Annotated in this window: 25 protein-coding genes; 8 read left to right on the top strand and 17 right to left on the bottom strand. The window is 34.6% G+C overall.

The window, feature by feature from the left end; all coding sequences use genetic code 11:
* Window positions 1–14: 14 nt before the first annotated feature.
* Window positions 15–419 (top strand): DUF2721 domain-containing protein, encoded by a 405-nt coding sequence (locus IPH52_03455; GenBank protein MBK7054098.1) that lies wholly within the window; start codon window positions 15–17, stop codon window positions 417–419.
* Between the two features lie 34 nt (window positions 420–453).
* Here the strand turns inward: IPH52_03455 and IPH52_03450 are convergent, their stop codons facing one another.
* Window positions 454–2463 carry a SpoIIE family protein phosphatase gene (locus IPH52_03450; GenBank protein ID MBK7054097.1) on the bottom strand — a complete coding sequence of 670 codons (2010 nt, stop codon included), beginning with the start codon at window positions 2461–2463 and terminating at the stop codon, window positions 454–456.
* A 174-nt stretch (window positions 2464–2637) separates the two neighbouring features.
* Here IPH52_03450 and IPH52_03445 point away from each other — a divergent pair, with 174 nt between their 5' ends.
* Window positions 2638–3189: a hypothetical protein gene (locus IPH52_03445; protein ID MBK7054096.1), complete on the top strand. Its 552-nt coding sequence runs from the start codon at window positions 2638–2640 to the stop codon at window positions 3187–3189.
* Between the two features lie 86 nt (window positions 3190–3275).
* Window positions 3276–4667, top strand: coding sequence for a PD40 domain-containing protein (locus IPH52_03440; GenBank protein MBK7054095.1), 1392 nt, complete (start codon window positions 3276–3278; stop codon window positions 4665–4667).
* An 81-nt stretch (window positions 4668–4748) separates the two neighbouring features.
* Here the strand turns inward: IPH52_03440 and IPH52_03435 are convergent, their stop codons facing one another.
* The 8 genes from IPH52_03435 to IPH52_03400 all read right to left on the bottom strand — a co-directional run bounded on the left by IPH52_03435 (window position 4749) and on the right by IPH52_03400 (window position 12809).
* Window positions 4749–5312, bottom strand: a complete 564-nt coding sequence (locus tag IPH52_03435; protein MBK7054094.1) for a Uma2 family endonuclease — start codon at window positions 5310–5312, stop codon at window positions 4749–4751.
* A 300-nt stretch (window positions 5313–5612) separates the two neighbouring features.
* Window positions 5613–6560 (bottom strand): ATP-binding cassette domain-containing protein, encoded by a 948-nt coding sequence (locus IPH52_03430; protein ID MBK7054093.1) that lies wholly within the window; start codon window positions 6558–6560, stop codon window positions 5613–5615.
* A complete protein-coding gene (locus IPH52_03425; protein ID MBK7054092.1) occupies window positions 6557–7588 on the bottom strand; it encodes an ABC transporter ATP-binding protein in 1032 nt (343 codons plus the stop codon). Before IPH52_03425 ends, IPH52_03430 begins: the two co-directional genes overlap by 4 nt.
* Window positions 7585–8628 (bottom strand): ABC transporter permease subunit, encoded by a 1044-nt coding sequence (locus tag IPH52_03420; GenBank protein ID MBK7054091.1) that lies wholly within the window; start codon window positions 8626–8628, stop codon window positions 7585–7587. The genes IPH52_03425 and IPH52_03420 overlap by 4 nt, the downstream gene beginning before the upstream one ends.
* On the bottom strand, window positions 8625–9635 hold the full coding sequence (locus IPH52_03415) for an ABC transporter permease subunit (protein ID MBK7054090.1): 1011 nt from the start codon (window positions 9633–9635) through the stop codon (window positions 8625–8627). The genes IPH52_03420 and IPH52_03415 overlap by 4 nt, the downstream gene beginning before the upstream one ends.
* Window positions 9632–10684, bottom strand: a complete 1053-nt coding sequence (locus IPH52_03410) for a glycosyltransferase family 4 protein (protein MBK7054089.1) — start codon at window positions 10682–10684, stop codon at window positions 9632–9634. The genes IPH52_03415 and IPH52_03410 overlap by 4 nt, the downstream gene beginning before the upstream one ends.
* A 62-nt stretch (window positions 10685–10746) precedes the next feature.
* Window positions 10747–11802, bottom strand: a complete 1056-nt coding sequence (locus IPH52_03405) for a glycosyltransferase (GenBank protein MBK7054088.1) — start codon at window positions 11800–11802, stop codon at window positions 10747–10749.
* The gene (locus tag IPH52_03400) at window positions 11799–12809 is read right to left on the bottom strand and encodes a hypothetical protein (protein ID MBK7054087.1); all 1011 of its coding nucleotides are present in this window, start codon (window positions 12807–12809) and stop codon (window positions 11799–11801) included. Before IPH52_03400 ends, IPH52_03405 begins: the two co-directional genes overlap by 4 nt.
* Window positions 12810–13063: 254 nt before the next feature.
* On the opposite strand from IPH52_03400, the gene IPH52_03395 reads away from it, so the two are divergent.
* Window positions 13064–14053, top strand: coding sequence for a hypothetical protein (locus IPH52_03395; GenBank protein MBK7054086.1), 990 nt, complete (start codon window positions 13064–13066; stop codon window positions 14051–14053).
* A gap of 236 nt (window positions 14054–14289) precedes the next feature.
* Here IPH52_03395 and IPH52_03390 read toward each other — a convergent pair whose 3' ends face one another.
* The 4 genes from IPH52_03390 to IPH52_03375 form a co-directional block, all read right to left on the bottom strand.
* Window positions 14290–15018, bottom strand: coding sequence for a hypothetical protein (locus IPH52_03390; GenBank protein MBK7054085.1), 729 nt, complete (start codon window positions 15016–15018; stop codon window positions 14290–14292).
* A 109-nt stretch (window positions 15019–15127) separates the two neighbouring features.
* Complete coding sequence (locus IPH52_03385; protein MBK7054084.1) at window positions 15128–15457, bottom strand: hypothetical protein; 330 nt, start codon at window positions 15455–15457, stop codon at window positions 15128–15130.
* Window positions 15450–15959 (bottom strand): sigma-70 family RNA polymerase sigma factor, encoded by a 510-nt coding sequence (locus tag IPH52_03380; GenBank protein MBK7054083.1) that lies wholly within the window; start codon window positions 15957–15959, stop codon window positions 15450–15452. The genes IPH52_03385 and IPH52_03380 overlap by 8 nt, the downstream gene beginning before the upstream one ends.
* Complete coding sequence (locus tag IPH52_03375) at window positions 15952–16371, bottom strand: Spy/CpxP family protein refolding chaperone (protein MBK7054082.1); 420 nt, start codon at window positions 16369–16371, stop codon at window positions 15952–15954. Before IPH52_03375 ends, IPH52_03380 begins: the two co-directional genes overlap by 8 nt.
* Window positions 16372–16804: 433 nt before the next feature.
* On the opposite strand from IPH52_03375, the gene IPH52_03370 reads away from it, so the two are divergent.
* Genes IPH52_03370 through IPH52_03360 form a run of 3 tightly spaced genes read left to right on the top strand, consistent with a single transcriptional unit; the run spans window position 16805 to window position 19181 of the window.
* Window positions 16805–17545: a class I SAM-dependent methyltransferase gene (locus IPH52_03370; protein ID MBK7054081.1), complete on the top strand. Its 741-nt coding sequence runs from the start codon at window positions 16805–16807 to the stop codon at window positions 17543–17545.
* Window positions 17533–18297: a ParA family protein gene (locus tag IPH52_03365; protein ID MBK7054080.1), complete on the top strand. Its 765-nt coding sequence runs from the start codon at window positions 17533–17535 to the stop codon at window positions 18295–18297. The genes IPH52_03370 and IPH52_03365 overlap by 13 nt, the downstream gene beginning before the upstream one ends.
* An 8-nt stretch (window positions 18298–18305) precedes the next feature.
* Window positions 18306–19181 (top strand): ParB/RepB/Spo0J family partition protein, encoded by an 876-nt coding sequence (locus IPH52_03360; protein MBK7054079.1) that lies wholly within the window; start codon window positions 18306–18308, stop codon window positions 19179–19181.
* Window positions 19182–19420: 239 nt separating this feature from the next.
* Here the strand turns inward: IPH52_03360 and IPH52_03355 are convergent, their stop codons facing one another.
* Window positions 19421–20179 carry a hypothetical protein gene (locus IPH52_03355; protein ID MBK7054078.1) on the bottom strand — a complete coding sequence of 253 codons (759 nt, stop codon included), beginning with the start codon at window positions 20177–20179 and terminating at the stop codon, window positions 19421–19423.
* Entirely contained in the window at window positions 20176–21084 is a 909-nt protein-coding gene (locus IPH52_03350) for a CPBP family intramembrane metalloprotease (protein MBK7054077.1), read from the bottom strand. The genes IPH52_03355 and IPH52_03350 overlap by 4 nt, the downstream gene beginning before the upstream one ends.
* Window positions 21085–21139: 55 nt before the next feature.
* Between IPH52_03350 and IPH52_03345 the strand changes: the two genes are divergently transcribed.
* Window positions 21140–22156 carry a DUF4384 domain-containing protein gene (locus IPH52_03345; protein MBK7054076.1) on the top strand — a complete coding sequence of 339 codons (1017 nt, stop codon included), beginning with the start codon at window positions 21140–21142 and terminating at the stop codon, window positions 22154–22156.
* Window positions 22157–22159: 3 nt separating this feature from the next.
* Here IPH52_03345 and IPH52_03340 read toward each other — a convergent pair whose 3' ends face one another.
* Entirely contained in the window at window positions 22160–22882 is a 723-nt protein-coding gene (locus tag IPH52_03340) for a ComF family protein (protein MBK7054075.1), read from the bottom strand.
* Between the two features lie 122 nt (window positions 22883–23004).
* Window positions 23005–24114, bottom strand: a complete 1110-nt coding sequence (locus tag IPH52_03335; protein ID MBK7054074.1) for a hypothetical protein — start codon at window positions 24112–24114, stop codon at window positions 23005–23007.
* Window positions 24115–24187: the final 73 nt, after the last annotated feature.

The raw sequence follows: 24187 nt of genomic DNA, 5'->3' as shown, positions 1-24187 counted from the left end.
AATAGATGAAAGGAATGGAACTTACATTGAATACCCCATCACTCTTATTCCCCGCAATTTCACTTTTGATGCTAGCCTTTACAAATAGATTTCTGAGTTTAGCCAAATTAATCCGTGACCTATACACTGAATATTCCACTACAAAGGAGCAAAAACTCCTCGTTCAAATACAATCGCTTCGTCATCGTCTAAACCTTATTCGCTATATGCAATTCTTTGGAATTTCCAGTATTCTACTTTGCGTTATCTGTATGTTGCTTATTTTTGTAAGTGAACTATCATTTGCTAGAATCATCTTCGAACTAAGTCTAGTTCTTTTGGCAGTGTCTCTTTCTCTTTCTGTATGGGAAATACAGATTTCAACTAACGCACTTTCCGTTGAATTAAGTGATCTAGAAGAATTAAGAGATAAAAAATAAAAAACTAGACCAAGATTGTTTTCTTACTATAAGACTATAAAATTTTTAAGGCAATAACAGTTCTGTCATCTTCTTGGGGAACATTCGCGGCAAATTCATCTAGTTCTTCGAGCAATCTATGACAAATAGTTTCCATTGATTCATTTTGATATTTCTGTATTGAGTCTTGGATATTATTAAACTCAAAAAAATCACCCGTTTCACTTCTTTGCTCAAATATACCATCAGTGACGTAGAAAAGAATATCTCCTCTCTTCAATTCTGTCTTGAACAGCTTATAATGAGTATCCCCAGATATACCAAAAGCTCTCCCGCCCGAAGGTAAAGCGGTAAAGTTATTCTCTCGCAAAAGTAATGGTGGCTCATGCCCTGCATTCACTGTATACGCATAATATAGATTACCTTCTTTTTTTAAAAAAGCACAACCAGCAGTAATGAAGAATCCTGGAGCACTACCTTTATTAGAACCAATCAAATGAAATAGCTGAGAATTAAAATCTCTTGCCAATTCATTTAGCGATCCTCCAATTCCCTGCATCTGATCTAAAAGAGAAACAGCAGCAGTCATAATCAGTGAACTACCAACGCCTTTTCCTGACACATCTCCGATAAAAAGCCATAATTCGTCTCTTGAGGATTCATAAATTCTAAAAAAATCACCACCTAGTTCCTTTGAAGGAAAACTAGTAGCATAGACTTCATACCAATCCGAACGACTATTAAATGGCAAAAGAAAAATTCCTTGCACCTTCTGTCCCATTTCCAATTCTTTCTGCATACTTTTATTCTTAATTTCTAATTCTCTCTTCTGCCTTGCCAGTTCATAGGTTTGCTCATAAACTTTTTCTTGGAGATTCTTACTGTAATCCTCAAGACTACGATTTTTCTCGGCAAGGCTTTCTGTCATTGCATTAAAAGAAGCAGCTAATCTTCCAATTTCGTTTCTAGTAGTTGTAGCATAACGGAGATTTAACTCACCATCACTAATTCTTTCAGCAATATCCGTAAGTCCTATAATTGGTCTCGTAATTTTTCGTGAATAAACTAAGAACACATAGAAAGCAATCATTACAATGAAAATAGTTGAACCAATTGTAACTTTACGGATAATAGATAATGGCTCCATAACTTTTTCATAAGGAACTGCATAAACAACAATCAAAGACTCATGCATGGGTAACTTCCTGTAGCCAAAGAAGGTTAGTTCCCCATTCTTGCTTAATATTTTTTTTATGCTCTCTGCTTTGTTTTGTTCGTAGTTTTGAATATGGTTTTTTATATCTCTTGAAATTATATCTGCTGCTTCTTTATCAATCTCAGAGAAATCCATACTAATTTTTATCGTCATTGATTTTTTATCGACTAACCACGTTCTACCGCCATCTTCATCATCAGCAAAGAATGTTTTTACAAAGTCAGTCAATCGAACACCTACACCGGCCACTCCAATTCTATTTTGTCCGTCTTTTATAATCGTATTAATATATGCATTCGTATTCTCTTTGTCTAATTTGTCTTGCTCACTCAACTTACCAATGTTCACTTCAGAATCTTTTTCTGATTTCCAAAAGTCAAAAAACCATTTGTCCCCTTCTTCGCCTTCATCCAAGATAGCTGGATTATTTTCGAATTTTCCCAGTCGATTTTGTTTTCTTTCTCCATAAAAAAAATATTCCTTTGTAGAATAATTAGAAGCAAAGACTCTCGTATAATTCAAGCGTTTCGCGATAGTATTCATTTTGGTTTTCGCTGAGTTTTCCAATTTAGAATTCGAACCATTTGATTTGAACCATTCGATTAATTCTGGATCAGAAGAAAATATTTCGGAGACTTCAAGTGCTTTATCTAATTCGCTTTCAATCTTTGTAGCTTTTAAGCTTAATAAAGCAGGTATGTCTTTATTCGTTAATTTACTTTCAAACTCATCCTTAGCGTATTGAAAACTTAGAAAACCAACAAGGGCTCCCGTAAAGGCGATTGAGACTGCCGATAAAGTTAAGAATTGAACATTGATTGATTTTCGGAAGAGATTGATTGGATTCATACGATGAGGCATTTTCAAAGAAGCTTTAAAAAAATGCAAGATTATTCTGATTACACTATAAAGTGAACGGAACAAATTTTGCGCAGTGAATCAGGCTGGGATGAATTATAGATAAGATTTCAAATCCTTTATCATCCCACTTGACTTTTTCTTGGATGAATTGAAACTAACTTTATGGAAGATTTTTCTTTAAACGAAAGCGGTGAACTCTATATACGTTGGAACATAAGTTCAAGTTATGCAAAATTGCAATTCAACGAATTGATATCATCTTTGATTCACGAATTTAAACATACAGGTGGAGTGTATGATGCATTTGTTCAGAATGATGGGAAATTAATTGGGAATGAAAAAATCGTAATCATCCGCAATATGCGCGACATTATTCAAATTTCCGTCACCTTGAGAAACTTTCTTCAAACCAAATATGTTAAGAAACAAATTCCGTCTGAGAAATTAAATCTCAAGTTTATTGATGAGTATTCATTTCAGCTAACGTATACATACTCTGTCGAAGAAATTCAAAATGTAAAATCAGTAAAGTTCTGGTATGAACATTATTTCAAAATAGAAATTCTGAATTTTACAGAGGATTTAAAGAAAGCACTCGAAGACAAAATTATCACAGAAGAGGAAGCAGTAGGATTAATCAGCACATTAGATCAAATGATTCTTGGCGCTGCCATTCTTTATGATAAACTGTCTTACGAAAATTTAACGAAATAGACTATAGACGCGTTAATCTATTTTTTTCTTTTCCGATACATTGATTAATCTCAAATTTCGATCTATCACAAAGGAGATTTTGATTTATGTCCGGTAAAAAAATGTTCGTTCTAATTCTTTTTCTTTTATCTATTTCTTTATTCTCTATTCCTGAAGTAAAAGTAATTCCAATTCCAGGAAATATCAATACAGATATGCAAGAATTTGCTCCGTCACTGACTGCTGACGGCAAGACAATGTATTTTTATTCAAAGCGAAATAATTCTAAATACACTGATCTTTATAAATCAACACTTGTCAATGGCAAGTGGTCAAATCCTGTTGAATTACGCGCATTAAACTCTCCGTATGATGACCAAAGTCCTTTCGTATCAGATGATGAAAAATTTATCGTATTCTCCTCTAATCGTGATGGCTCAATAGAGTTTAGATTGGCTAACGGCAAATTAGGAGTATCCAGAGATTTATACTATGCAGAAAGCATTGGAGGCAAATGGGCAAAAGCCTCTAGTCTATCCGATAAAATTAATACGGAGGAAATGGAAGAAAATCCATTCCTTCATGAAAATGATTTTTACTTTACACGTTACCCATTCGGCACTCCGGCAGAAGCAAAGATATGGAGAGCAAAGATTATCGGTAACCAACTACAAGAACCAGAAGAACTTCCTTCGCCTATCAATCTTGAAGGCACCTCTAATATTGCTGCCGTTATATCTAAGGACGGCAAATACATATACTTCGCATCGAATCGTGCCGGTGGTTACGGTGGCTATGATATCTATCGTTCAAAAATCGGAAAAGATGGCTCATATGGAGAGCCAGAAAACTTAGGACCAGAAATAAACACACAAGGCGATGAAGCCTATATGATTATCGATAAGGCGAATAACGCATTTTATTTCTGTAGAAAGAATGTAAATGAGAATTATGATATATACACTGCTCTCATATTGAAGGACGATACAGAAGTTGCAATCAATGATAAACCGATTCGAGATAAACCAATCGAAGAGGCTAAAGTCAATCCTCCACAAAAAGACATTGAAATTCCAAATGTAGTTGAGCTTCCCAAGAAAGAGACTCCGAAGAAAGATGTAGTAACTAAAGACGAAATAACGCAAACGCTTAAAGACAAGAAGAAATTAACTCTTAATAGTGTGCATTTCGATACCAATTCAAGTGAGCTTTTAAGTGATTCTTTTCCTATTCTAAATCAAATTGCAGATTTTCTCCGAGACAATCCAGAAAGCAAAATCAGAATCACTGGTCATACTGATCTTACAGGGGACACAGCGCTTAACAAGATATTATCCCTTGAGAGAGCGGAATCTGTTCGCACATACTTACATTCAAAGGGAATTGATCGGAAGAGAATGATTTCAGATGGCAAAGGATCGACTCAACCTATTATCAATAATCTTGAACCAGAATCCAATAGACTGAATAGACGGACAGAGTTTCAAGTTATAGACTAATAGTTATTTGCCTTTAAATAACTGAGATAAGAATAATGTAAGGTTTCCTTTTGGTGATTTTTCTTTTTATGCTGTATTCATTTATAAAAATTCTTTTAAATCTAAAGAAAGCTCAGGCTGAAAGAGAGGATGAATAGAATCAGTAGCTGTAAGAATTGTGGTTAATTGGTATTTGTCGTCAGAAGGATTCTGAAATACTTCCAGAGTTTTATTCTGTAAATTAAATATCCAATATTCAGGAATATTGGATGAAGCATAAATATCTGCCTTATCTCGATCTAATGCAAGCGTTGTAAGAGAAATCTCTATAACAAGATGCGCATAACTTGGATGTGCAACTGCGTAATAGTCGTCTCTAAAATCAACAATTGCAATATCTGGCTCTGGCTCAGAGTGTTTTAGTGTTAGGGGATTTTCACTTGATACATTGTATTCTGCACCAATGGATTTCTGAAAAAACTGTATCAATTTTCGAACTAAAGCAGAATGAATTGGAGATTTAGGCATTTTTTTAATTATACCTCCTTCGATTAATTCTGAGTTTTCAGATATTAGATTTTTTTCGGCAAGATAATGGTATGCCTCTACAGTAATGGGAACAAAATTTTCTCGAAGGAATTCTCTTTCTAATACATGCGATGCCATAACTTAGAATTGAGGAATTTTATATAAATGTCAACTCTTTTCTAATTAAAGATTACCTTTGGAAGGCTTTGAGCAAATAAATGGAGCGAGCGATAGATTGAATACAGATAAGATTTTAGCCGGTCATTTCGAACCAAGCACTTCAGTATGTGCGCAGTGTGCGAAATCTATTTGGTAAAAAAACAATAAGGCTAATCTATTACTATTTTTGTCAGATAGACCTTGCGAAGGCGTTGGTCGCGAATACTTGGAGCGAAGGGAGGATGAAGAAGCATGTTCGAGGTGACTGGGGGAATCGCGCTAACTAAAATGACAAGCCGAAGTATGGGTCTTAGAAAGAGTCTTCACTGGTGGCGCTTCTCTTTTACAAATATCCTGTGCAATTGGGCAGCGAGTGTGAAAGTAACATCCGCTGGGTTTATTTAATACACCTGGAATTTCCCCTGAGAGAATGACTCTTTTCTTTTTACGGTTCTCTAGCTCGAATGTAGAGGCAAATAACGATTTTGTGTAAGGATGAGATGGCTTGTCTACGATTTCTTTTTTGCTTCCTACTTCTACTACTTTTCCTAGATACATAATGGCAATGTCATCTGAAATATGAGTTATGATATTTAAATCGTGAGAGATAAATAAAAGAGAAAGATTTTTGTCCATCTTGTAATCTGCTAAAAGATTAATCACCTGTGCTTGGTTAGATACATCTAAAGCGGAAACAATTTCATCGCATACAATAAATTCAGGATTTAGAATAAGAGCTCGAGCGATTGCGATTCTTTGTCGTTGTCCACCAGAGAATTCGTGCGGATAACGGCTAAGTATATCCGACTTAAGACTCATCTTTTCTAAGATAGCAACTGCTAGGTCTTGCGATTCTTTACGAGAAACTTTTCTATGTATAGTAAGCCCTTCCGTAATGATTTCAAAAATAGTAAGTCTAGGATTTAACGATGAATAAGGGTCTTGAAAAATAATTTGCAGATTCTTTCTATATGGAAGTAATTCTTTTTGCGAAAGAGTAGTTAACTCAACTCCATTGTATTTTATACTTCCAGAGTTAAAGGATTGCAAACGAAGAATTGTTCTGCCTAATGATGATTTACCACAACCGGATTCGCCAACGAGTCCAAGTGTATGATTTTCCGGAATAATAATGGAAACATCCTCTACAGCGCGAATTATATTCTTCTTAAAAAATTCTTTTGAGCTAACTTTATAACTGGAAGAAAGATTTTTTACTTCGATCATTTTTTCTTCTCCCTTAAAAAACAAGCTGAGCGCCTATTCTTAATTAGCTGGTATAAGGCGGGCTTTTCCCTTCTACATCTATCCATTACTTCCGGGCATCGAGTAGAGAAATGACACCCGACAGGATAATCAGCAGGTGAAGGAACAATCCCATCGATTACAGCTAGCCTATGATGTGTTTTAATTCCACTTGGAATGGAGCGAAGAAGTGCTTCTGTATAAGGATGGGTTGGCTTATCTATCAAAGCATCTGTTTCACCAATTTCAACGATTTGTCCCGCATACATGACAGCAATTCGATTGGCTAGAGAGGCTACTAGCGATATGTCGTGAGAGATAAATAAAATCGACATTTGATTTTCTTCTTTGATCTTTAGAAGTAAATCTACAAGTTGGGATTGAATCGTTACATCGAGAGCACTTGTTGGCTCATCTGCAATCAAAAGCTTTGGATCGCACATTAAACTTGCTGCAATACAAATTCGTTGTAGCATTCCACCACTCATCTGACCTGGATAGGAATTGAGTCTTTCATCTAATTCTGTGAGTCCCACTTTATTAAGCAGATACTTTGCCTTATCCACTGCTTCTCTTTCATTTTCAGAAATATGAATTTTATACGACTCAATAATTTGGTCTTTGATTTTTTTAAGAGGATTTAGAGATGTAAATGGGTCTTGAAAAATATAGGCGATTTCCTTCCCGCGAATACTTCTTAGTTTTTCATCTTCGATTTGTAAAATATTCGTCCCATTAAAAACAATCGAACCGTTTGTGTATTCGAATTGTTTAACGGGAAGAAGTTTTGTAATCGAAAGAGCAGTGAGAGACTTTCCACTTCCGGACTCTCCCACTAGAGCCAAAATTTCTCCTTCTTCCATGGAAAAGGAAACATTCTGCAATACCGGCAAAACAGGATTAGCCTGAATCGTGACAGACAGATTATCAATAGAAAGAATTTCTTTTTTGATGATTTCTTTTTTTGGTTTTACTGTTTTCGTCTTTGGAGTTGGATTGGCTTTTTTCATTTGAATGTAACCTTTTCCTTTGCATCAAATGCATCTCTAAGTCCTTCTCCAATGAATGCACTCAATTGTATGGTGAGAAATAGTGCAAAGGAGGGAAATGCTATTAGCCACCACGCACTGAGTCTTTCTCTTCCCTGCCCAATCAGTTCTCCCCACGAAGGATTGGGAGCGGGAATCCCATAACCTAAAAAGTCAAGAGCGGATAACACGGATATAGACCCAATTAATATAAAAGGTAAAAATGTTACAATCGGAGTAAGCGCATTTGGAACGATATGCTTAAATATGATCGTGTAAGAGGGAACGCCAAATGCTTTTGCTGCTTCTACAAATTGTGCTTGCCTGAGTCGATAAAATTCTCCACGCATATAATAACTGATTCCAATCCAACTAATGGCTCCATACGTTATTAATAGCACAGTAAAGCTTCTTCCAAAGAAAGAGCCCATGATTAAAATCAAATACAAAAATGGAATGGCAGAAAAGATTTCGATAATTCGTTGAAAGGTAAGATCAAAGATTCCAGCGAAATATCCCTGTAAGCCGCCAATAATAGTTCCAATTAAAATTTCTAGAAATACAAGTATCAAGCTAAAGCTAAGTGAAATTCGATATCCATAAAAAATTCGCGTAAATACATCTCTACCTCTATCATCTGTTCCCAGCCAATGCTTCGCGTCTGGTTTAGTTGGAGGAGAGACACCGAAGGGCAAGTCGGACATATTACTTTCATTGTAGCCATAAGAAACAATTGGGAATAACATAAAGTTGCCGCTTTCTTGAAATTGAGGGGATTTTCTTAATTTTTTATAATTGGCAACCGTGTCCTGCTTCCCGCCGAAAGTCTTATCGGGATAAAATTTAAAAATAGGAAAATACGTTGAGCCTTTGTAATAAACTAAAATCGGAATATCATTCACAAGAATTGGGGCAAACAAGGATATGACGTAAGTTGTGAGCAAAAATAAAAAAGAATAATAAGCTCTTTTATTCGCTCGAAATTTTTGTAATCGTTTTTTAGTATTTGGATTTAGTGTCATTCGAACTTTATCCTTGGATCAATTAATACATAACAAAAATCAGAAAGAATATTTCCAGCAAGAGATAGAATACTTTGCACTAGAAGAAGTCCCATCATAAGATCTGTGTCTCGTTCTCTCACAGCATTAAAACTGAGTAAACCCATCCCGTCGATACTAAAGACTAATTCAATAATAAGAGAGCCAGCAAATAGCAAACCAAGATTACTTCCAAAGCCAGTAGCAATCGGAATCAATGAATTTCTAAATGCATGTTTGAAGACTGCATCTTTAAATGTCATTCCTTTCGCTACAGCAGTTCTTACATAGTCTTTGCTAATTTCTTCTAAGAGAGAATTTTTCATTAAGATAGTTTGCACAGCAAAGGAATGGAAAATATAACAGAGCACAGGAAGAAACATATGATGGAGTCTATCCAATATTTGCCCCCAGGTGTCGTAGGATTCATAGTTATCAGAGACTTCATGCCCCAATGGGAAAAGAGAAAAGAATTCTCCAGAAGCTAAGAAATATAAAAGTAAAAGTGCAAGCGCAAAGATAGGAATGGAATAGGTAAAGAAAATTAAAAAGCTAGTCGCCAGATCAAATGCTTCTCCGTGATGAAGAGCTTTGTAAATTCCAAGTGGAATGCAAATCAAATAAGAAATAAAAAACCCACTCAGTCCAAACGTAAGCGAGATAGGCATTTTCTCAAAAATCAAATCACTCACTTTTTTATAATTAATGCGAGATTCTCCCAAATCGAACTGAACGATATTTTTTAACCAGTAGAGGTAAGCTACCGGTGCGGGTTTATCCAAGTGTAGCCGCTCTTTTAATAACTGAATTTCTTCGGCAGAGATTTGTTTTTGGCTTCCTCCTGCTTCATTTGCTGTCCCTCTCCATTTTGCTAATTCTGACTCAAAAGGACCGCCGGGTGCCATATGGGAAATGATGAAAACAACAAAGGTAATTCCGAGAACAGTTGGAAATAAAAGTAAGAATCTTTTGATAAAGTATTTTTTCATAAATTGAAGTATTTGATTGCGTAACCTATGATGCTAGTGAAGTTCCCTTTCTGAAAACGATCAAGTCTTTCTCTTTGGGTCACTAAAATTTTCTCTCTAAACTCTTTATCGGAAAGTATTTTTAGAATGCATTCACAAATAGTTGGAAAGTCTTTTTCTTTAAATAGAATACCGGCACCATCAAGTGTATCTTTTACAGCTCCCGCATCAAAGGCAAGAATAGGGACTTCATAATACATCGATTCAAGTAAAGGCACACAGAATCCCTCGTGCTCACTCATACATAAAAATAAATCTGCATTTTGATAATATTCTGCCAATCGCTCATCATCAATAAAGTCAGAGAAAAACACATGCTTATCTAAATCAAAAAGTTGAATGAGAGAATTCAATTCTTCTTTATACAATTCTAATTCGCGCGAACAATATCCAACAAGATGTATTTGAAAGTCCGTTAGAAAATGGTCTTTTAATACTTTTGCTAATTTAATTATATCATCTTGCTTTTTATTCGGAGCAATTCTACCCACAAAGATAATACTCTTTGTCTGCGGCTTTTGCAAGATTTCTTTTTTTATCAAACGTCCAAAATCGTAAATAATCGGAAGCACTTGCACAGAGGGAAAACCTAAATCTAAAAGTTCTTGTTGATTAAATTTTGAATCCGCAAAGTAAAGTTGAAATTTTTCCTTCAACTCAATTAACTCTTCTCTTCCCTTTTTTAAATAATGAGTTAACTTTAAATCATAAGGCTCGAAGAAATGACTCGGAGTTACATTGTGATAGATCAACGCTTTAGGACAAGGAATGTCCAATAAAAATTCGAATACAGCAGAATGAATAGAATGATGATAAATTATAAAATCACCTTCTCTTAGTCTATATGATTTGAACTTACTAGCAAGTCCTTTTGTATTTCTTCCAATGTTCTCTGAAAAGATTTCTCCTTCAAATCCAATTTCTAAAAAGTAAGATTTGAGTATAAGCATTTCATTGCTAATAGCGTCGCCTGGATTAAAACCAGCCGAGAATTGAATAATTCTTTTTATACTGATCGAAGTCATTTTTCTATAATAGTCATGGATTCGATGGGCTTACTATGACAATTTTTTTATTTTTGCAAAAGATTAGATAATGAGGATCCAAAGGGAAAATGATTGTATTTCGATAAACGATTAAATTGAGTTTTTAAAATAGATTCTTTTAAATCGCTTGAAGTCCGAATTTTATGAATCAATTCAGCAAGTAAAGGGAAATCTTTTTTAGTAAAAAGGATTCCTGCATCTCGCACCGTTTCGATGACAGCACTACAGGAATACGCAAGGACGGGAACATTCGCTGCCATAGCTTCTAAAATTGGAATTCCAAATCCTTCGTGTTCACTCATTGATAGATAAATATCCAAATTGGCTAACTGTTTTTTAACTTCCTCATCCGTCAGATTTTCAGATATCTCAATAGAATTGCCAAGGTCTAGCTTCGTAATGAGTCTTTGTATTTCATTGTTATATAGTTGGAAGATTGGATTTTTTTTTCCAAGTAAGACAAGCGTATAGCGTGAATCAATTTTTCGTAAAAAGAAAAGTGTAAATAATAAATCCTCCAATTTTTTGTTTGGAACCCATCTACCGAGGAAGCCAATTCTATATCCCGATTTTCCAGTCTTTGCTATTAGCGGATAATTACGAATAACCGGTATTACTTCAAATCGAACTTTTCCTCTGCGACCAACAATCTGTAGATACTCATCTTGATTATAGTTAGAATCAGAAATTACGTGAGAAATTGATCTATGCAACGAATACAATTCAAGATGCGCCTTCGTTTCATTCTTTTCGAATGTTTTAAATAAGTCTTCATTCATAAAGCTTTTGAAAAAAGAAATAGGTGTCATATTGTGAAATCGAAGTATTTTCTGTCCAGGTAAATCCTCAAAAAAATCTAAAGGGTAACCGGTGGAACCAAAATGTAGAATATGAATATCACTCGATAAGAAACAAGGATGCTTTTGAGGAGAATGAATTGGAAAGGTATTTTTAGAATTATTAATTCTGGTAACTACTGAACTTTCAAATCCCAATTTTTCAAATACAGAATGAAACCCGTAGATATCATTTCCAATTCCATCCCGATCATTCAATTCGTCTACATGTTGATAAATTTTCATGGAAGAGTAAATGTAAATAATTGCATTTCATCTTTATCAACACAGTGCGAAACGATATTTTTAAATCCAAGATCATTCAAATAAGAATGAATTTTATCTATGTCAATTCGGGTCCGAAGATTTTCTTGAAAAGGAGAATAGTTGTTGTTGGCAGAGTTGGAATAATTTATAAATATCTGAGTATCTTTGTCTGCATTTTCTTTTACACAAAGAATTATCTTATCCATAATCCAAGCAGGAAGAATACAGGCATTGCAATGCAAAATTATATTAGAATATTTTTTGTATTGAGAGAATTCTTCAATCGATTCAATGAGCGTGACCTGACTGGTAATTTGCTTTTCAATATAATCAAATTGGCTTTTGCTTTGAACGATTGCATGAAATGGAATTCGATTTACTTTTAGTAGGTTTAAAAAATTTTCCCAATCAGGGAGCAATACTAGCGTTGGCTTTTCATTCTTTAATAAAGATAGAATTCTCAAATTGCTTTTACTAAAATTCTCCGAGAGTGGTTTATTATTATCATAAAAATCATTTTGAAATTCTGGATTGTAAGAAGCTCTCAACTCAACAACATGCTTATACAAATCAGCAAGTTTCAATTCCAACCGTTGATGTTTCGCTTTTAATAAAATCAATTCATGTAAAACTGAATAGAAAGCCTTGATTCGATTTTCGGAAAGCTTTTTATCCACCAAGGAGTAGAACTCAGTAAACTTTATAATAATCCATTTTAGAGGTCCCCTAATAAACCAATATCGTGGATTAGAAAATTTAGGCGGAGCAATTCCTTTTTCAAATAAGTTCGCTGTAAGGGATGGATCAAACTCTCTATGTCCGGCTGGCGAATCTGATGAAAGTTTTAACTTTGCAATTCTATCAATCTCGCTTTTATCGATAGAGCGCTGTCTCAAATTCGATTCGATTTCGTGCATGATCTCTGCTACGTTAATCTCAGAATTCTGAATTTCAAAAATTTCTTTGTTTTTTTCTGTATTATTCAAAAAGACTTTTACCAAGTTCAATACATATTAAATTTTTTTACTTCCCCAATTCTTTCAATTAAAATATGCCTAACGGAAAAAATAACTCTCTTCCTGATTTGGATTTCATTATGTCTGATAAGATTTAAATACTCGATCTAGTTTACTGATGAAGCACAGATTCATTACAAGGTGCCATGATAAAGAAATTAAATCAGTTTTGTAGTTTACAGCTATGTCTATGGTATTAGGTTACTTTAATTCATAGGGCGTTTATGAAATCAGAAATTCTATATTCCTTCTTTTCCATTTATTTGCTTTTACAGGTCTTGCTTCTAGGTCCTGTTATTGTCTTAATTATAAATGTCTTTTTTAAAAAATTCCTAGTAATTAAAATGCAATCTAGCGGCTTCATACTTCCTTTATTTATTTTCTACGCAAAGGATTTCGAAATCAAGACAAGTGGATTTAATAAAACAGACATTGTCAAACTGAAAGCCCAAAAAATCTTCTTCTGGATCAATCCCTTCTATCTAATCGTAGGAAAAATTAGAATTAGCAATTTCGAAATAACGAGTATGGAGATGAAGTATGTAAATAGAATTCCCTCAATTCAGAAAATTAAGTATATGCCGCCAGAAGGAAAAGTAATTCTTCCCTCCGCTATTATAAGAAATGGGAAAATCGAAATTGAAGATCGCACAGTATTCCCTTTGTATAAAGTTACAATTGAAAACATTGATCTTGAAAATTCCAATATTGATTTAGGCATTCCCTTAAAACTAATCTTTGATTCTGAGTATGCTTACTGTAAAATTGATTCAGGTGATATACTATCTAGCTGTGAAAATGGAGAAGGTAGTCTTCAAGTGCAAGGAGTGACATGGGGCAAGCTTGTCAATTTAGATATACTACCAATTGGCTTTTTGAAAAACAAAATTGATCTAAATGTTTCCTTTACTCATAGTAAAAAGTCTACAACCTTCGTTGGAACTCTTGGACAAATTGATCGCAATCCGTTGAAGCAAGAAACAATTATTGAGCCAAAGAAATTGAATTATAAATTTAAGATTGATTGGTCTGATTATCAAATGCCTTTTGATCTTGCACTTAGGAAGATGATATATCAGCTTCTGAATGGTTTAAATTATGGAGGAGCGTTTACAATTACGTTAAGCCTTATCGCCGAAAGTATTACCAAAATTTTAACAAAAAAGAATATCGAACCAATTTCATCAGAGGGAGAAGTTGATTCCAATAAGTAGACTTAATTCATATCTACTCAGATTATTTTGTCACAGAGTCGCAGAGGGTTATGAAATGTTTCCGTTTTATTCATGTGCATCATGTGAAAGAGAGTTAGTAAAAGAGTTTGAAAAAATATCACGTTGTCAGTGAATATTATTAACCTGAATTACGAAAACAAGCAATATTCTTTGAGAAAGAGTCTCTCAAAATTTCTCTGTGTCTCAGTGCCTCTGTGGCAATGCATTATCTTAATTCACTTATACGTAAGATAATGTGTTTTTAGTAAAACCCAGTTTTCGTCTTGTTTCACGTGAAACGAAAAACTAATTAACCTTCCAGATTCATCGTAAGTGAGAACTTGCATTCTTTTAGAGGAGCCTTGGATATTTTCTCTTTTTTCTAGGCGACCCTTCTTATCAAAATAGTATTTTATAAAACCGATAGACTTCTTCTTTTCATCGAAAATTTCTTGGTTTAAAATATTCTCCTCCAGGATATCTTTCTTTGTAGAAAAGGATTCCTGGCTGGCTTCCTCTTCCCATTTTGTTTCGCACTCCATAGCAAACGAATCATTCATGGAATAAATTCTATGACGAAGAAGTCCCTTTCCATTTCCCAATACAACGTTAATTTCTTTTAAAGTTCCTGATTGAGTGTATAGAAAAGTTTTTTTTTCTTGAGAGGATTTATCGGGAGCAAATAATTCTTCTACTTTCAGCTTACCATTTTCGTATGTATAAACAATTTCTCCATCAGGCTCATTTTTCATGTTAAGGAATTTTTCCTTACTGAGTTTTCCATCTGGATCATATTCGTATGTAGCGGAATATACGATCTGTCCTGTCCTATTTTTTACAGTTTCTCCAACAGGACCTGATTTTTCTGAACCAAGGGAATAACGATCTAAGTAAGACCATTTACCGGGAGTGTAAGCTGATAGATTAAAAGTTGAAATTAATAGAAAGATTAATAATGATTTCATCAATACTTGTATCGACGAAATCAAAAATAAAATTAGTAGTGTAAGGGCAGCGTAAAAATCATTATCCTATTATCATTGGTCTGATAATGAATTACACCTGCGAGATTTTTTATTCTATCAGATAAGAAATTGGTTCAAGTAGGGATGACATTCCTTCTTCTCGATATACCGTTTCGTAAATTGGAGAGAGTTCATCCGAGAAAAATAAATTATACAAATCCAGGTCAACAAGACTAGGATTTAATAATTCAATTGGAGAGAAAAAAGCAATTCCAACAGCCATTCCTAAAATAATAAAAGCAGTAGTAGAAATTAGAATTCGATTCCTAGTTTGATTACGCTCATATCGAATAGAAACATTCTTTGCAATACTTTGACTCCATTGCTCGCTTTCCAAACGTGATAGAATTTCTTTAGAATGTATTTCTTCATTATTCATTTTTATCTCCCATAAATGCAATTTTTCGCAACATCTCTTTTCCTCTGAAGGCTCTTGATTTAACAGTCCCTTGTTTTATAGAAAGTTTTTCAGCTATCTCTTTTTCAGAGAGTCCATTTGAATAATGCTGTAAAATTGTCTTATATTTTTCCGGTATTTGTTTCAGATACTGAATCAGAGTATTAGTTCTTTCAAGTAAATTAGAATCGTCTGATCTAGACTCTTTGAGTTTAATAGTTGCCTTTTCAATTTTTCTTTCCTCCCGCAAGAGTTTCTCATTCATACGATATGCTTCGTTTCGAGCAATCGTATAGAGCCAAGTGGAAAGTTTTGATTCTTCTCTAAACTTTCCACTCGACAATGCTTTGTATGCTCGAAGATAAGTCTCCTGCACTACATCATCTATAGCATGAAAGAATCTCTCTGCGAGATTTTTTTCTATCGCAGAGAGAACTATAGACTTAGTCGAATTTACTATTTCGGTAAAGTCAGAATTAGTCATGGCTGTGTTTCTTTAAAAGCTCCGTTACTTTATCGGCTAATTTATTCCTTTGCTCGGGTGTAAGAACAGCATGGAATTCTATGAATTTTTTTGTCATGAATACTCTCATCTGATCTCTTTTAGTTCCACTGGTTTCGAATGCTTTGTTAACCTTTGCTTCATCAATCTGTGCCTGACGGATCTGATCAACAATTTCGTCTGGGAACATTTTTACATCGAGCTCTTTTCGTTTATCAAGAATCTCTTTTTTGATTCTCTGCAATTCAGCTTTTTGCTTATCATTTAGATCAAGTTCACTTGCAACTCTCTTCGCGATCCAATCAGCTCGATCTGCGAGTGAGTGATGGCGGCAATTTACAATAGCAAGCAATGCTATCAACGAAATGGAAAATATTTTAATAAGATGTTTCATTCTTATCTCCTTGTTTTGAAAGTAAGACCTTCCTCTTTTTTCTAGGTTCCAAATTGTTAAAATTAATTTAACTTCATAATCTCTATAGCCTATGTAGCAGTTCATGTTGCGGTTCATGTTGCAGTCTAAGTTTAGCCAAAAAAATCAATAAGTGATAGATGAACTGCAACTTGAACCGCAACATGAACCGCTATGAGCTAACTCTTTAGCTCATAGACAGACTAAATAAGGCAAATCAATTTATGTAGTCTCTCCTTGGCATAGCCTAACCAACAGTAGTCAGATAATCCAGAATTACTTAAAAAATTTCTTGCTTAGCTGACAGATTCATAACACATAAAGAGCAAATAAAAAGCAGTTTCGAACTGAATGAAATAAAAAACCTTGTTTGTGAAAAATGGACAAAAATAATAATGAATTAAAAGCAAATTACATGAATAATAATTTAATTAAGAACAGATTATCCGAATTATTTCCTGAATTAATAAATCAAATCGAAAGAGAATTTGATTTTGATAAGTTAGAAGTCTATTTTCAATTCTTAAAAGACTATAATGAGATTGGCGGATTCTTTTCTAAGTCCGATTCAGAAAATATTTTAGATAGGCATATCGTTGAATCCATTTTTCATATTCACAGGATTCTATCTTCCTATTCGGTTTCACATGAAACTAGATTGGCGGATATCGGAACAGGTCCCGGACTGCCTGGCTATATTTTTTTCTGTCTAAAAAATGCTCCAGTCATTACGCTTGTAGATTCCCAAATGAGAAGGCTTGGAATTTTAGAAAAATTTCACAAAGAAAAATTCAAAGACCAAGGGGTTAATTTCATTTATGGAAGAGTGGAAGATTTAAAAGAAAAGTTTGATCTTGTAGTCATGCGCTCTACAGTAAAGTATCCATGGTCGGCAGAAATGATTTATAAGCTTCTAAAAACTAATTCTTACTTTATTCCTTTTCTCGGAAGAAAAAACTACGATTTAGATTTCGAGAACAAGATGTTAGAAAATTTGGGATTAAAAATAGAAAAAGAATTCGAACTAGATGAATTAGAGTTTTTAGGAAAGCGGCATCTTAAATTATTGAAAAAGGTAGCAGAATCAAAAAAAGGTTTTCCAAGAAGTTGGGAAGCAATAAGTAAAGAGATTAAGAGGACATCATGGGAAAAATAATTTCTATTAGCAATCAGAAAGGAGGAGTTGGAAAAACAACTACGTCTATCAACCTCAGTTCTTTTCTCGCCAGTAGAGGAAAAAAAGTTTTATTAGTTGATATTGATCCACAGGGAAATGCAGGCTCGGGTCTTGGCATCGACATCAACCAAATGGAAAATACTTCTTATGAAGTTTTGATTGGAGAAGTCTCAGCAACTGAAGCAATCCAAAAAACAGGAATTGAAAATCTTTCGATGATTCCTTCCAATATTAATTTGAGTGGAGCCGAAATAGATTTAATGTCTGAAGATAGAAAAGAATTTAGACTCAAAGAAGCACTTACTTCGATTCGCCCAAGATTTGATTTTATAATCATTGATTGTCCGCCATCCCTTGGAGTTCTCACTGTGAACGCACTCTGTGCTTCCGATAGTGTGATGATTACTTTGCAAACTGAATATTTTGCTTTAGAAGGTCTTACGCAGCTAATGAAGATTATCTCCTTGGTGCAAGAGAACCTTAACACTTCTCTCGAATTAGAAGGTGTAGTTCTCACCATGTATGATAAGAGAACCAATTTAGCAAACCAGGTTGCAAATGATGTAAGAGAATATTTCAAGGATAAAGTTTATAAGACTATGATTCCTAGAAATATTAAATTGGGGGAAGCGCCATCGTTCGGGAAACCAATTAACCTTTACGACCCCGACGGAATTGGTGCACAAAGTTACCGTGGGCTAGCAGAAGAAGTCATCGCGCAAAACGCGTAGGAGAAAAAATGAAACCTAAAGTTCTAGGCAAAGGTCTCGGAAATCTAATTGGTGCATCAAGTTCAAGAAATACGGAAGCAGCGGATAATACCGGTAATTCACCACTTAAGGAAATTAAACTATCCGAGATAAAGCTAAATCCAAACCAACCCAGAAAAACCTTCTCCGCCGAATCAATCACTGAATTATCAGAGACTATAAAACAACATGGACTGATTCAACCAATTGTAGTGAATCGAACTACTGACGGTTACGAGCTAGTATCCGGTGAAAGAAGATACCGCGCTTGCAAAGAAGCTGGATTTCATAAAATTCCTGCTATCGTTCGAAATTATTCCGAAAAAGAAACACTTGAAGTTTCGATCATTGAAAACATTCAAAGAGAGGATCTAAATCCAATCGAAGAAGCGATGGCATACCAACAACTCACAGAAAAATTATCGATGAAGATAACAGAAGTTGCCGCACGCGTGGGAAAGAATCGTTCCACTGTATCAAACATGATTCGCCTCCTCCAACTTCCTGATTCAGTAAAGGAACTGATTAAAACAGGAAAGCTGTCAGAAGGTCATGCAAGACCTCTCCTCTCAATTGGAGACAAACGCAAACTTGAAGCGTATGCATTACAAATCGTAGAAAAAAATCTTACTGTTAGAGAAGTCGAAGAGTATGTAGCAGGACTTTGGGAAACAAAAACTACACTTAGCACAAAGCGAGATAATTCAGATCCTTCCATTACAAACGTTGAAAGTAAAATCCGCAATAAGCTATCGGCAAAAGTAAAGATTGCCCACAATTCCAAAATAGGAAAGGGGAAAATCATTATTAGCTACAACAATATGGATGAAATGGATCGCATACTTTCGAATATGAATATAAAATAGGTTGTAACTACTTAGCATAAAAGATTGCCACAGAGGCACGGAGGAATTTCAAGAGAGTTTGTTTAACAAATAACGCTTATTTTCCCAATTCAAGCTTATGTGTATGCATTTAAAATACAAATTGGTATTCTCAGTTCTCTTTAGGATGTCTTATATGATTAGAAATAGAGCAAACCCAAAACCCTCTGTGTCTCAGTGCCTCTGTGGCAAACCCACTGAGTAAATACAATAGGTTTATACTAAAATCTATAAGTATAAGAAAGTTCAGCAATTCGATTTTGTGCAGAGGTATCATGGAATGCTTCTACACTTCTATATATTCTAGGCAACAAAAGAGCGGCTAAAATTATTTCCCCGTGCGGCGGGGCAAACATATATTTGCTCGGACCTTGCTTATTTAACAAATCCGCGTATATATTTTTATTTCCTGTCTTATTGTTATTTATATAGAATGCAGCAATTGCTAGGATTACCATATCAATCAAGGCATAAGTTCCCATCTTGATTACGGTATCAGATGTAGTATAAAAGGGAGAGTTGTAAGAGTTGTAGAATACACTTGCGGCTGGGGTAACAAAGTTCAAAGTTTGTGATACGACATGATATTTAGGATTTAGTGCTTGCTCGAATCTATATTCGGCAGTGTTTTTATTTACTTCTACTTCCAAAATCGTTTTCAACAACTTTGCCTCTCCGTTCTTGCTTGCTTCTATTCTAACAATAGAATCCTCTGACTTCTTAGTGAACCGACCTACATAAACATTAAATCGAAATGGACTGAGAAGACTACTCCGATACCTGTAATTAAAACCACCTGTAGACTCTACAGGAAGAATAGAATTGTCGGTAATTTTATTTAAAAGTTTTACAATCTTTAGATTTGTATCTTCTACCGAGGCAGGACTTTCAAATGACTCAGAAGCAGAAAGTGGAAAGAAAAAAAACAAAGCAAAGAGATAAATAAGAGTATGCGCTATTAAAAGAAAATTTTTTCTCACAGAAGTTTGTCCCCAAGGAAATATGCTGCAATCAGTCCCAATGAATTGTAAGTAGCGTGAGCACCAACCGCAACCCATATATTCTTAGACTGAAGATAGATTAAACCAAACAATACACCTACAAAAGTCAATATGACAGGCACAACGGGAGACGCATCAAATGAGAAATGCATCATACCAAAAAGAAAGGAAGTAATAAAAAGTCCCTCTCTAGCCAATCCCTTACTTACGAAATGCGCAAGAAACATACCGCGAAATAAAAACTCTTCTAAGATTCCTGTAATTAAACCCACAGTATAGATTGCCCAAGCGAGTAGATAATAATTTCCCTTTAAATTTATAAAGAGCTTAGCTTGAAATTCATTAATCTTTGGTTTAAAATTCACGAAAGAAAAAACCATCGAAACTGCAAGTAATATTAAAAAGACAACGCAACCTGCAACGAGTCCACGGTTAATCTGAATAAACCCCAATTCATCATTCAGACTATTTATATCTACTCGAACTAATTTCTTTAGAATGAAATAAACTGGGAGAACAAAGCAGATTAGCCAGAGAAAATTTTGAACAAACAAAAGACTAGGAGATGTTTTAGTAACCGCTTCGATGTATTCATCATTAATTTTTTGTGGATTATTCTTCATCAAAACTTCAAATTCCTTAACGGTTTTGTTTTGAATTTCTGATTTTTGTTCATCGCTTAATTCAACGAAGTTGTCAGGAAAACGATTCTGAAGGGCAACGGTTGCCATCGTGAATTGGGAAAAAATGCTTAGCAGGACATAACAAAAAGTTATAATTGTTACATGGATAAGAGTGATTCTGAATATCTCAAAATAATCTCTCGTTTTTTTTTCTTCGCTCATCTTTCCTTTACAATCTTTAGAACCTAAGTCTCTTGTCATCGTTTTTTCCTACTATCTTTGTTGACAAAATAAAAATCTGTAAAATTGTCATGGGATGAAGCGGTTTCTAATTCTAATCCCCTTATTACTTTTATTTTCCAGTTCTCCCTCCTCCAATGATATGGGAATTTCTTTAGAGACAAACTATCGAAATTATCGCCCGGGTCAATCTATCAAAATTAATGTTAAGCTAAAACAAGCAGCTTATCTCTATATTCTAACACTGCAAAGTGATGGAAACTTAAACCTACTTTATCCAAATGAAGATGAGCAAGATAATATGATCTTTAACGAAGAGATTCGAATTCCTGATGATACAAAGGATTACGAATTTCTTGCAGGAGAGGCACTTGGAAAGGACACAATCATTGCCATTGCATCTAGGAATAGAATTAAGAAATTACACAAAGCTAAGTATTGGATAAAGCCAGTCTATCAAGGAATGAGTCCGAATAATTTAGCCTGGTTAAAAAAACTAACGAAAAAACTCCCGCCCGAACAATGGGTAAGTGCAGATGTAAGCATTTTTATCAGCAAAGATGGTGTAACAGAAAATACGAATACACAGCCTAAAAAAGATTCTAAAATTATCACAGCGAATAACAAAGATAATCCTACAAAGGAAATTAGCAAAATACATGCTGAATTTTCTCAAAATGAAGTGATGCATAGTTATTTTAAGCTTCCGAATTCAGCGCGAATTACAGGAAATAAACGGGGATATTTTTCTGTTCGTAAAGATACAGATTTGAATACGTATAAACTTAAAGTAATTCCTTATATTGCAAATCAAAATGATTTTTGTGAATACTCCATAGTATCCTTTACAAATCCGAAAAAAGTATCAGCAACGTATGGAACCATTGAAGTCATTCCCGATGAATGCAATCTTAAAGAAGTAGGATCCGATCAAAAGGAATTCTGGAAAAAAATTACTAACTTTTACTTACAATACCAGTTCAAAAAATCAGGTGCATTGAAAGGCAATATTTGGTTAACCGGTGGAGACGCCAAATACAATCAGAAGATGACGAAGCCAGAAGTAAAGGATGATTTTAAATTCTTAGAGTAAGGTTTACATCTTCCCTTTTACAAGCACTAATACATCCACCTCGTTTGCGCCATTTAAGAGTAATATCTTTGCCATCTCGTTGATGGTTGCACCCGTGGTAAATACATCATCGACTAATAGATAGTTGCCTTTCAATTTATTAGAATAAGACTCTTTAATAATGAAGGCAGATTGGGCATGTATAAATCTATCTCGGAAACTTTTTCCGGATTGTAATTCCTTTGACTTCTTTTCGAAGGGGATAATAGTTTTGATTCGTAAATGATGAATCAACAAATCAGTGACAGGTTTACAAACAGGAATCGGTCTTTTGCGAATAGTGCTTTTGTTAGAAGGAATGCTTACAATCGCAGTATATCTCTTTTTGTTCAAGCCTCGCATTACTTTTCTAAGACCGAGTCGAAAGTAATTGCTCAAATGCGGTGCATTCCCAAACTTTATTCTTTGAATAATTTCCCTCTCAAACTCCCCGCGAATACGAATGTAATTTAACTGAGAAAAGAAAACATTGCGGGAGTTACAATAATTGCATTCTTCATTTATTAGTTCAGTTTTGCAAACACCACAATAGGAAGTATCCAGCAATACCGCTTTCTCTTTATTTCCTTCTTTATAGCATTTTTTACAAAGAGACAACTTAGAGGAAAAAAAATCAAACTCTCCACAAAAGTTACAAGCGATAGGGAATAAATAATCTAAGACGAGTATGATAAATTTCTGAATCATACATAGAATAGGCTAAGAAATTAGAATAATGTGCAGGAAAGTCTTAATTTTTTTAAGAAAAGAAGATTATTTTTTTAGAAGAAAGGGACGCACGAATGTGCGCCCCAGAGAGTTTTTTAGAATTAATTAGAAACGGCTTTAATAACTGTGCTTGGAGCTTTGATGTCGTTAGAGAAAATAACTTTCTTAATGTCGCTTTCATTTCCAACATTATCAATAGCCTTTGCTTCGATAACATGCTCGCCAGAAGTTCCGAAGGTAAGAGCTTCAACGTATGGAACGAAATCAGGAGCACCATCTGTTTTTACTAGAATTTGCTTGATTCCACTTTGTCCATCAGCCGCAGTAACGGTGAATATAGTTTCTTTCTTTGCATAAACTTTGTTGTTGATTACGATGTAAGGGATAGATTCTTTGATGTCAACAGTTGGTTTGATTCCATCTACGTTCACAATGTAGCTATTCTCTTGGCTTACGTTTCCAGCATTATCAATTGCATAAAAGTTAATAACATGAAATCCAGGCTTCTCTAATTTGAGTGGCTCATTTTTATAATCTTGTTTAGGCTCATTGTCAACAGAGTATACAATTTGCTTAACGCCAGAAGATTTGTCTTCAGCAAGAATTTGATATGTATTCTTTGGAGAAGAATACTGGGTATTTCCAGTTGCAAATAAAGGCTCAGAAGCTTTAACACTTACAGAAGGAGCGGTGTTATCAACAATTAAGTTAATGACTTTTGCTAATTCTTTATTTCCAACTTTATCAGTTGCTTTGTAAGTAATGGTAGCAGGACCTTCTTTGCTTAAAGAAATAGGAACGGTATATCTTGAGTATTCGCCATCATTAATTTTGTATTCAATGTAATCAACACCACTTAAGTCGTCACCAGTTACCAATTCGAAAGCAGTTCTAGAATTGATATAAAGAGCAGGTGAGTTACCTAGGTTTGGATCAATTGCTCTTGTAGTTGTTACAGGTGGTTGAGCAGGTTGAGCAGGTGCAACTGGAGTAGAAGTTACCGCAGGCACTGTTGAAGTAGTAGTTGTGGTCGTTGTAGTTGTTGTTTTAGACTCAGTTTTCATTTTGTCAACTGAAGTCGTAGGAATTGTTTCGATAGCTTTCTCGGCTTTATCCATTTTTCCGTCGTTAGGAAGAGGTTTAATACCGGACTGTGCAACCAATGCGATAGTAAAGGTAAGCATGAGAAAGAGTTTAATGATGTTTTTCATCTAAAGTCTCCTAGTAATGTGTAATTTAACTGTTTAATTTACCATATATTACAATACAAGCATGTATGTCAAG

The organism is Leptospiraceae bacterium (genome assembly GCA_016708435.1).
Taxonomy (GTDB): Bacteria; Spirochaetota; Leptospiria; order Leptospirales; family Leptospiraceae; genus UBA2033.
This window is presented reverse-complemented; position numbering and strand designations above follow the sequence as displayed.

What these genes read in the sequence shown, in the direction of transcription:
- IPH52_03455 (MBK7054098.1), top strand. Translation starts at nt 15, where the DNA reads ATGGAACTTACATTGAATACCCCATCACTCTTATTCCCCGCAATTTCA.
- IPH52_03450 (MBK7054097.1), bottom strand. Translation starts at nt 2,463, where the DNA reads ATGAATCCAATCAATCTCTTCCGAAAATCAATCAATGTTCAATTCTTA.
- IPH52_03445 (MBK7054096.1), top strand. Translation starts at nt 2,638, where the DNA reads ATGGAAGATTTTTCTTTAAACGAAAGCGGTGAACTCTATATACGTTGG.
- IPH52_03440 (MBK7054095.1), top strand. Translation starts at nt 3,276, where the DNA reads ATGTCCGGTAAAAAAATGTTCGTTCTAATTCTTTTTCTTTTATCTATT.
- IPH52_03435 (MBK7054094.1), bottom strand. Translation starts at nt 5,312, where the DNA reads ATGGCATCGCATGTATTAGAAAGAGAATTCCTTCGAGAAAATTTTGTT.
- IPH52_03430 (MBK7054093.1), bottom strand. Translation starts at nt 6,560, where the DNA reads ATGATCGAAGTAAAAAATCTTTCTTCCAGTTATAAAGTTAGCTCAAAA.
- IPH52_03425 (MBK7054092.1), bottom strand. Translation starts at nt 7,588, where the DNA reads ATGAAAAAAGCCAATCCAACTCCAAAGACGAAAACAGTAAAACCAAAA.
- IPH52_03420 (MBK7054091.1), bottom strand. Translation starts at nt 8,628, where the DNA reads ATGACACTAAATCCAAATACTAAAAAACGATTACAAAAATTTCGAGCG.
- IPH52_03415 (MBK7054090.1), bottom strand. Translation starts at nt 9,635, where the DNA reads ATGAAAAAATACTTTATCAAAAGATTCTTACTTTTATTTCCAACTGTT.
- IPH52_03405 (MBK7054088.1), bottom strand. Translation starts at nt 11,802, where the DNA reads ATGAAAATTTATCAACATGTAGACGAATTGAATGATCGGGATGGAATT.
- IPH52_03395 (MBK7054086.1), top strand. Translation starts at nt 13,064, where the DNA reads ATGAAATCAGAAATTCTATATTCCTTCTTTTCCATTTATTTGCTTTTA.
- IPH52_03390 (MBK7054085.1), bottom strand. Translation starts at nt 15,018, where the DNA reads ATGAAATCATTATTAATCTTTCTATTAATTTCAACTTTTAATCTATCA.
- IPH52_03385 (MBK7054084.1), bottom strand. Translation starts at nt 15,457, where the DNA reads ATGAATAATGAAGAAATACATTCTAAAGAAATTCTATCACGTTTGGAA.
- IPH52_03380 (MBK7054083.1), bottom strand. Translation starts at nt 15,959, where the DNA reads ATGACTAATTCTGACTTTACCGAAATAGTAAATTCGACTAAGTCTATA.
- IPH52_03375 (MBK7054082.1), bottom strand. Translation starts at nt 16,371, where the DNA reads ATGAAACATCTTATTAAAATATTTTCCATTTCGTTGATAGCATTGCTT.
- IPH52_03370 (MBK7054081.1), top strand. Translation starts at nt 16,805, where the DNA reads ATGAATAATAATTTAATTAAGAACAGATTATCCGAATTATTTCCTGAA.
- IPH52_03365 (MBK7054080.1), top strand. Translation starts at nt 17,533, where the DNA reads ATGGGAAAAATAATTTCTATTAGCAATCAGAAAGGAGGAGTTGGAAAA.
- IPH52_03360 (MBK7054079.1), top strand. Translation starts at nt 18,306, where the DNA reads ATGAAACCTAAAGTTCTAGGCAAAGGTCTCGGAAATCTAATTGGTGCA.
- IPH52_03350 (MBK7054077.1), bottom strand. Translation starts at nt 21,084, where the DNA reads ATGACAAGAGACTTAGGTTCTAAAGATTGTAAAGGAAAGATGAGCGAA.
- IPH52_03345 (MBK7054076.1), top strand. Translation starts at nt 21,140, where the DNA reads ATGAAGCGGTTTCTAATTCTAATCCCCTTATTACTTTTATTTTCCAGT.
- IPH52_03340 (MBK7054075.1), bottom strand. Translation starts at nt 22,882, where the DNA reads ATGATTCAGAAATTTATCATACTCGTCTTAGATTATTTATTCCCTATC.
- IPH52_03335 (MBK7054074.1), bottom strand. Translation starts at nt 24,114, where the DNA reads ATGAAAAACATCATTAAACTCTTTCTCATGCTTACCTTTACTATCGCA.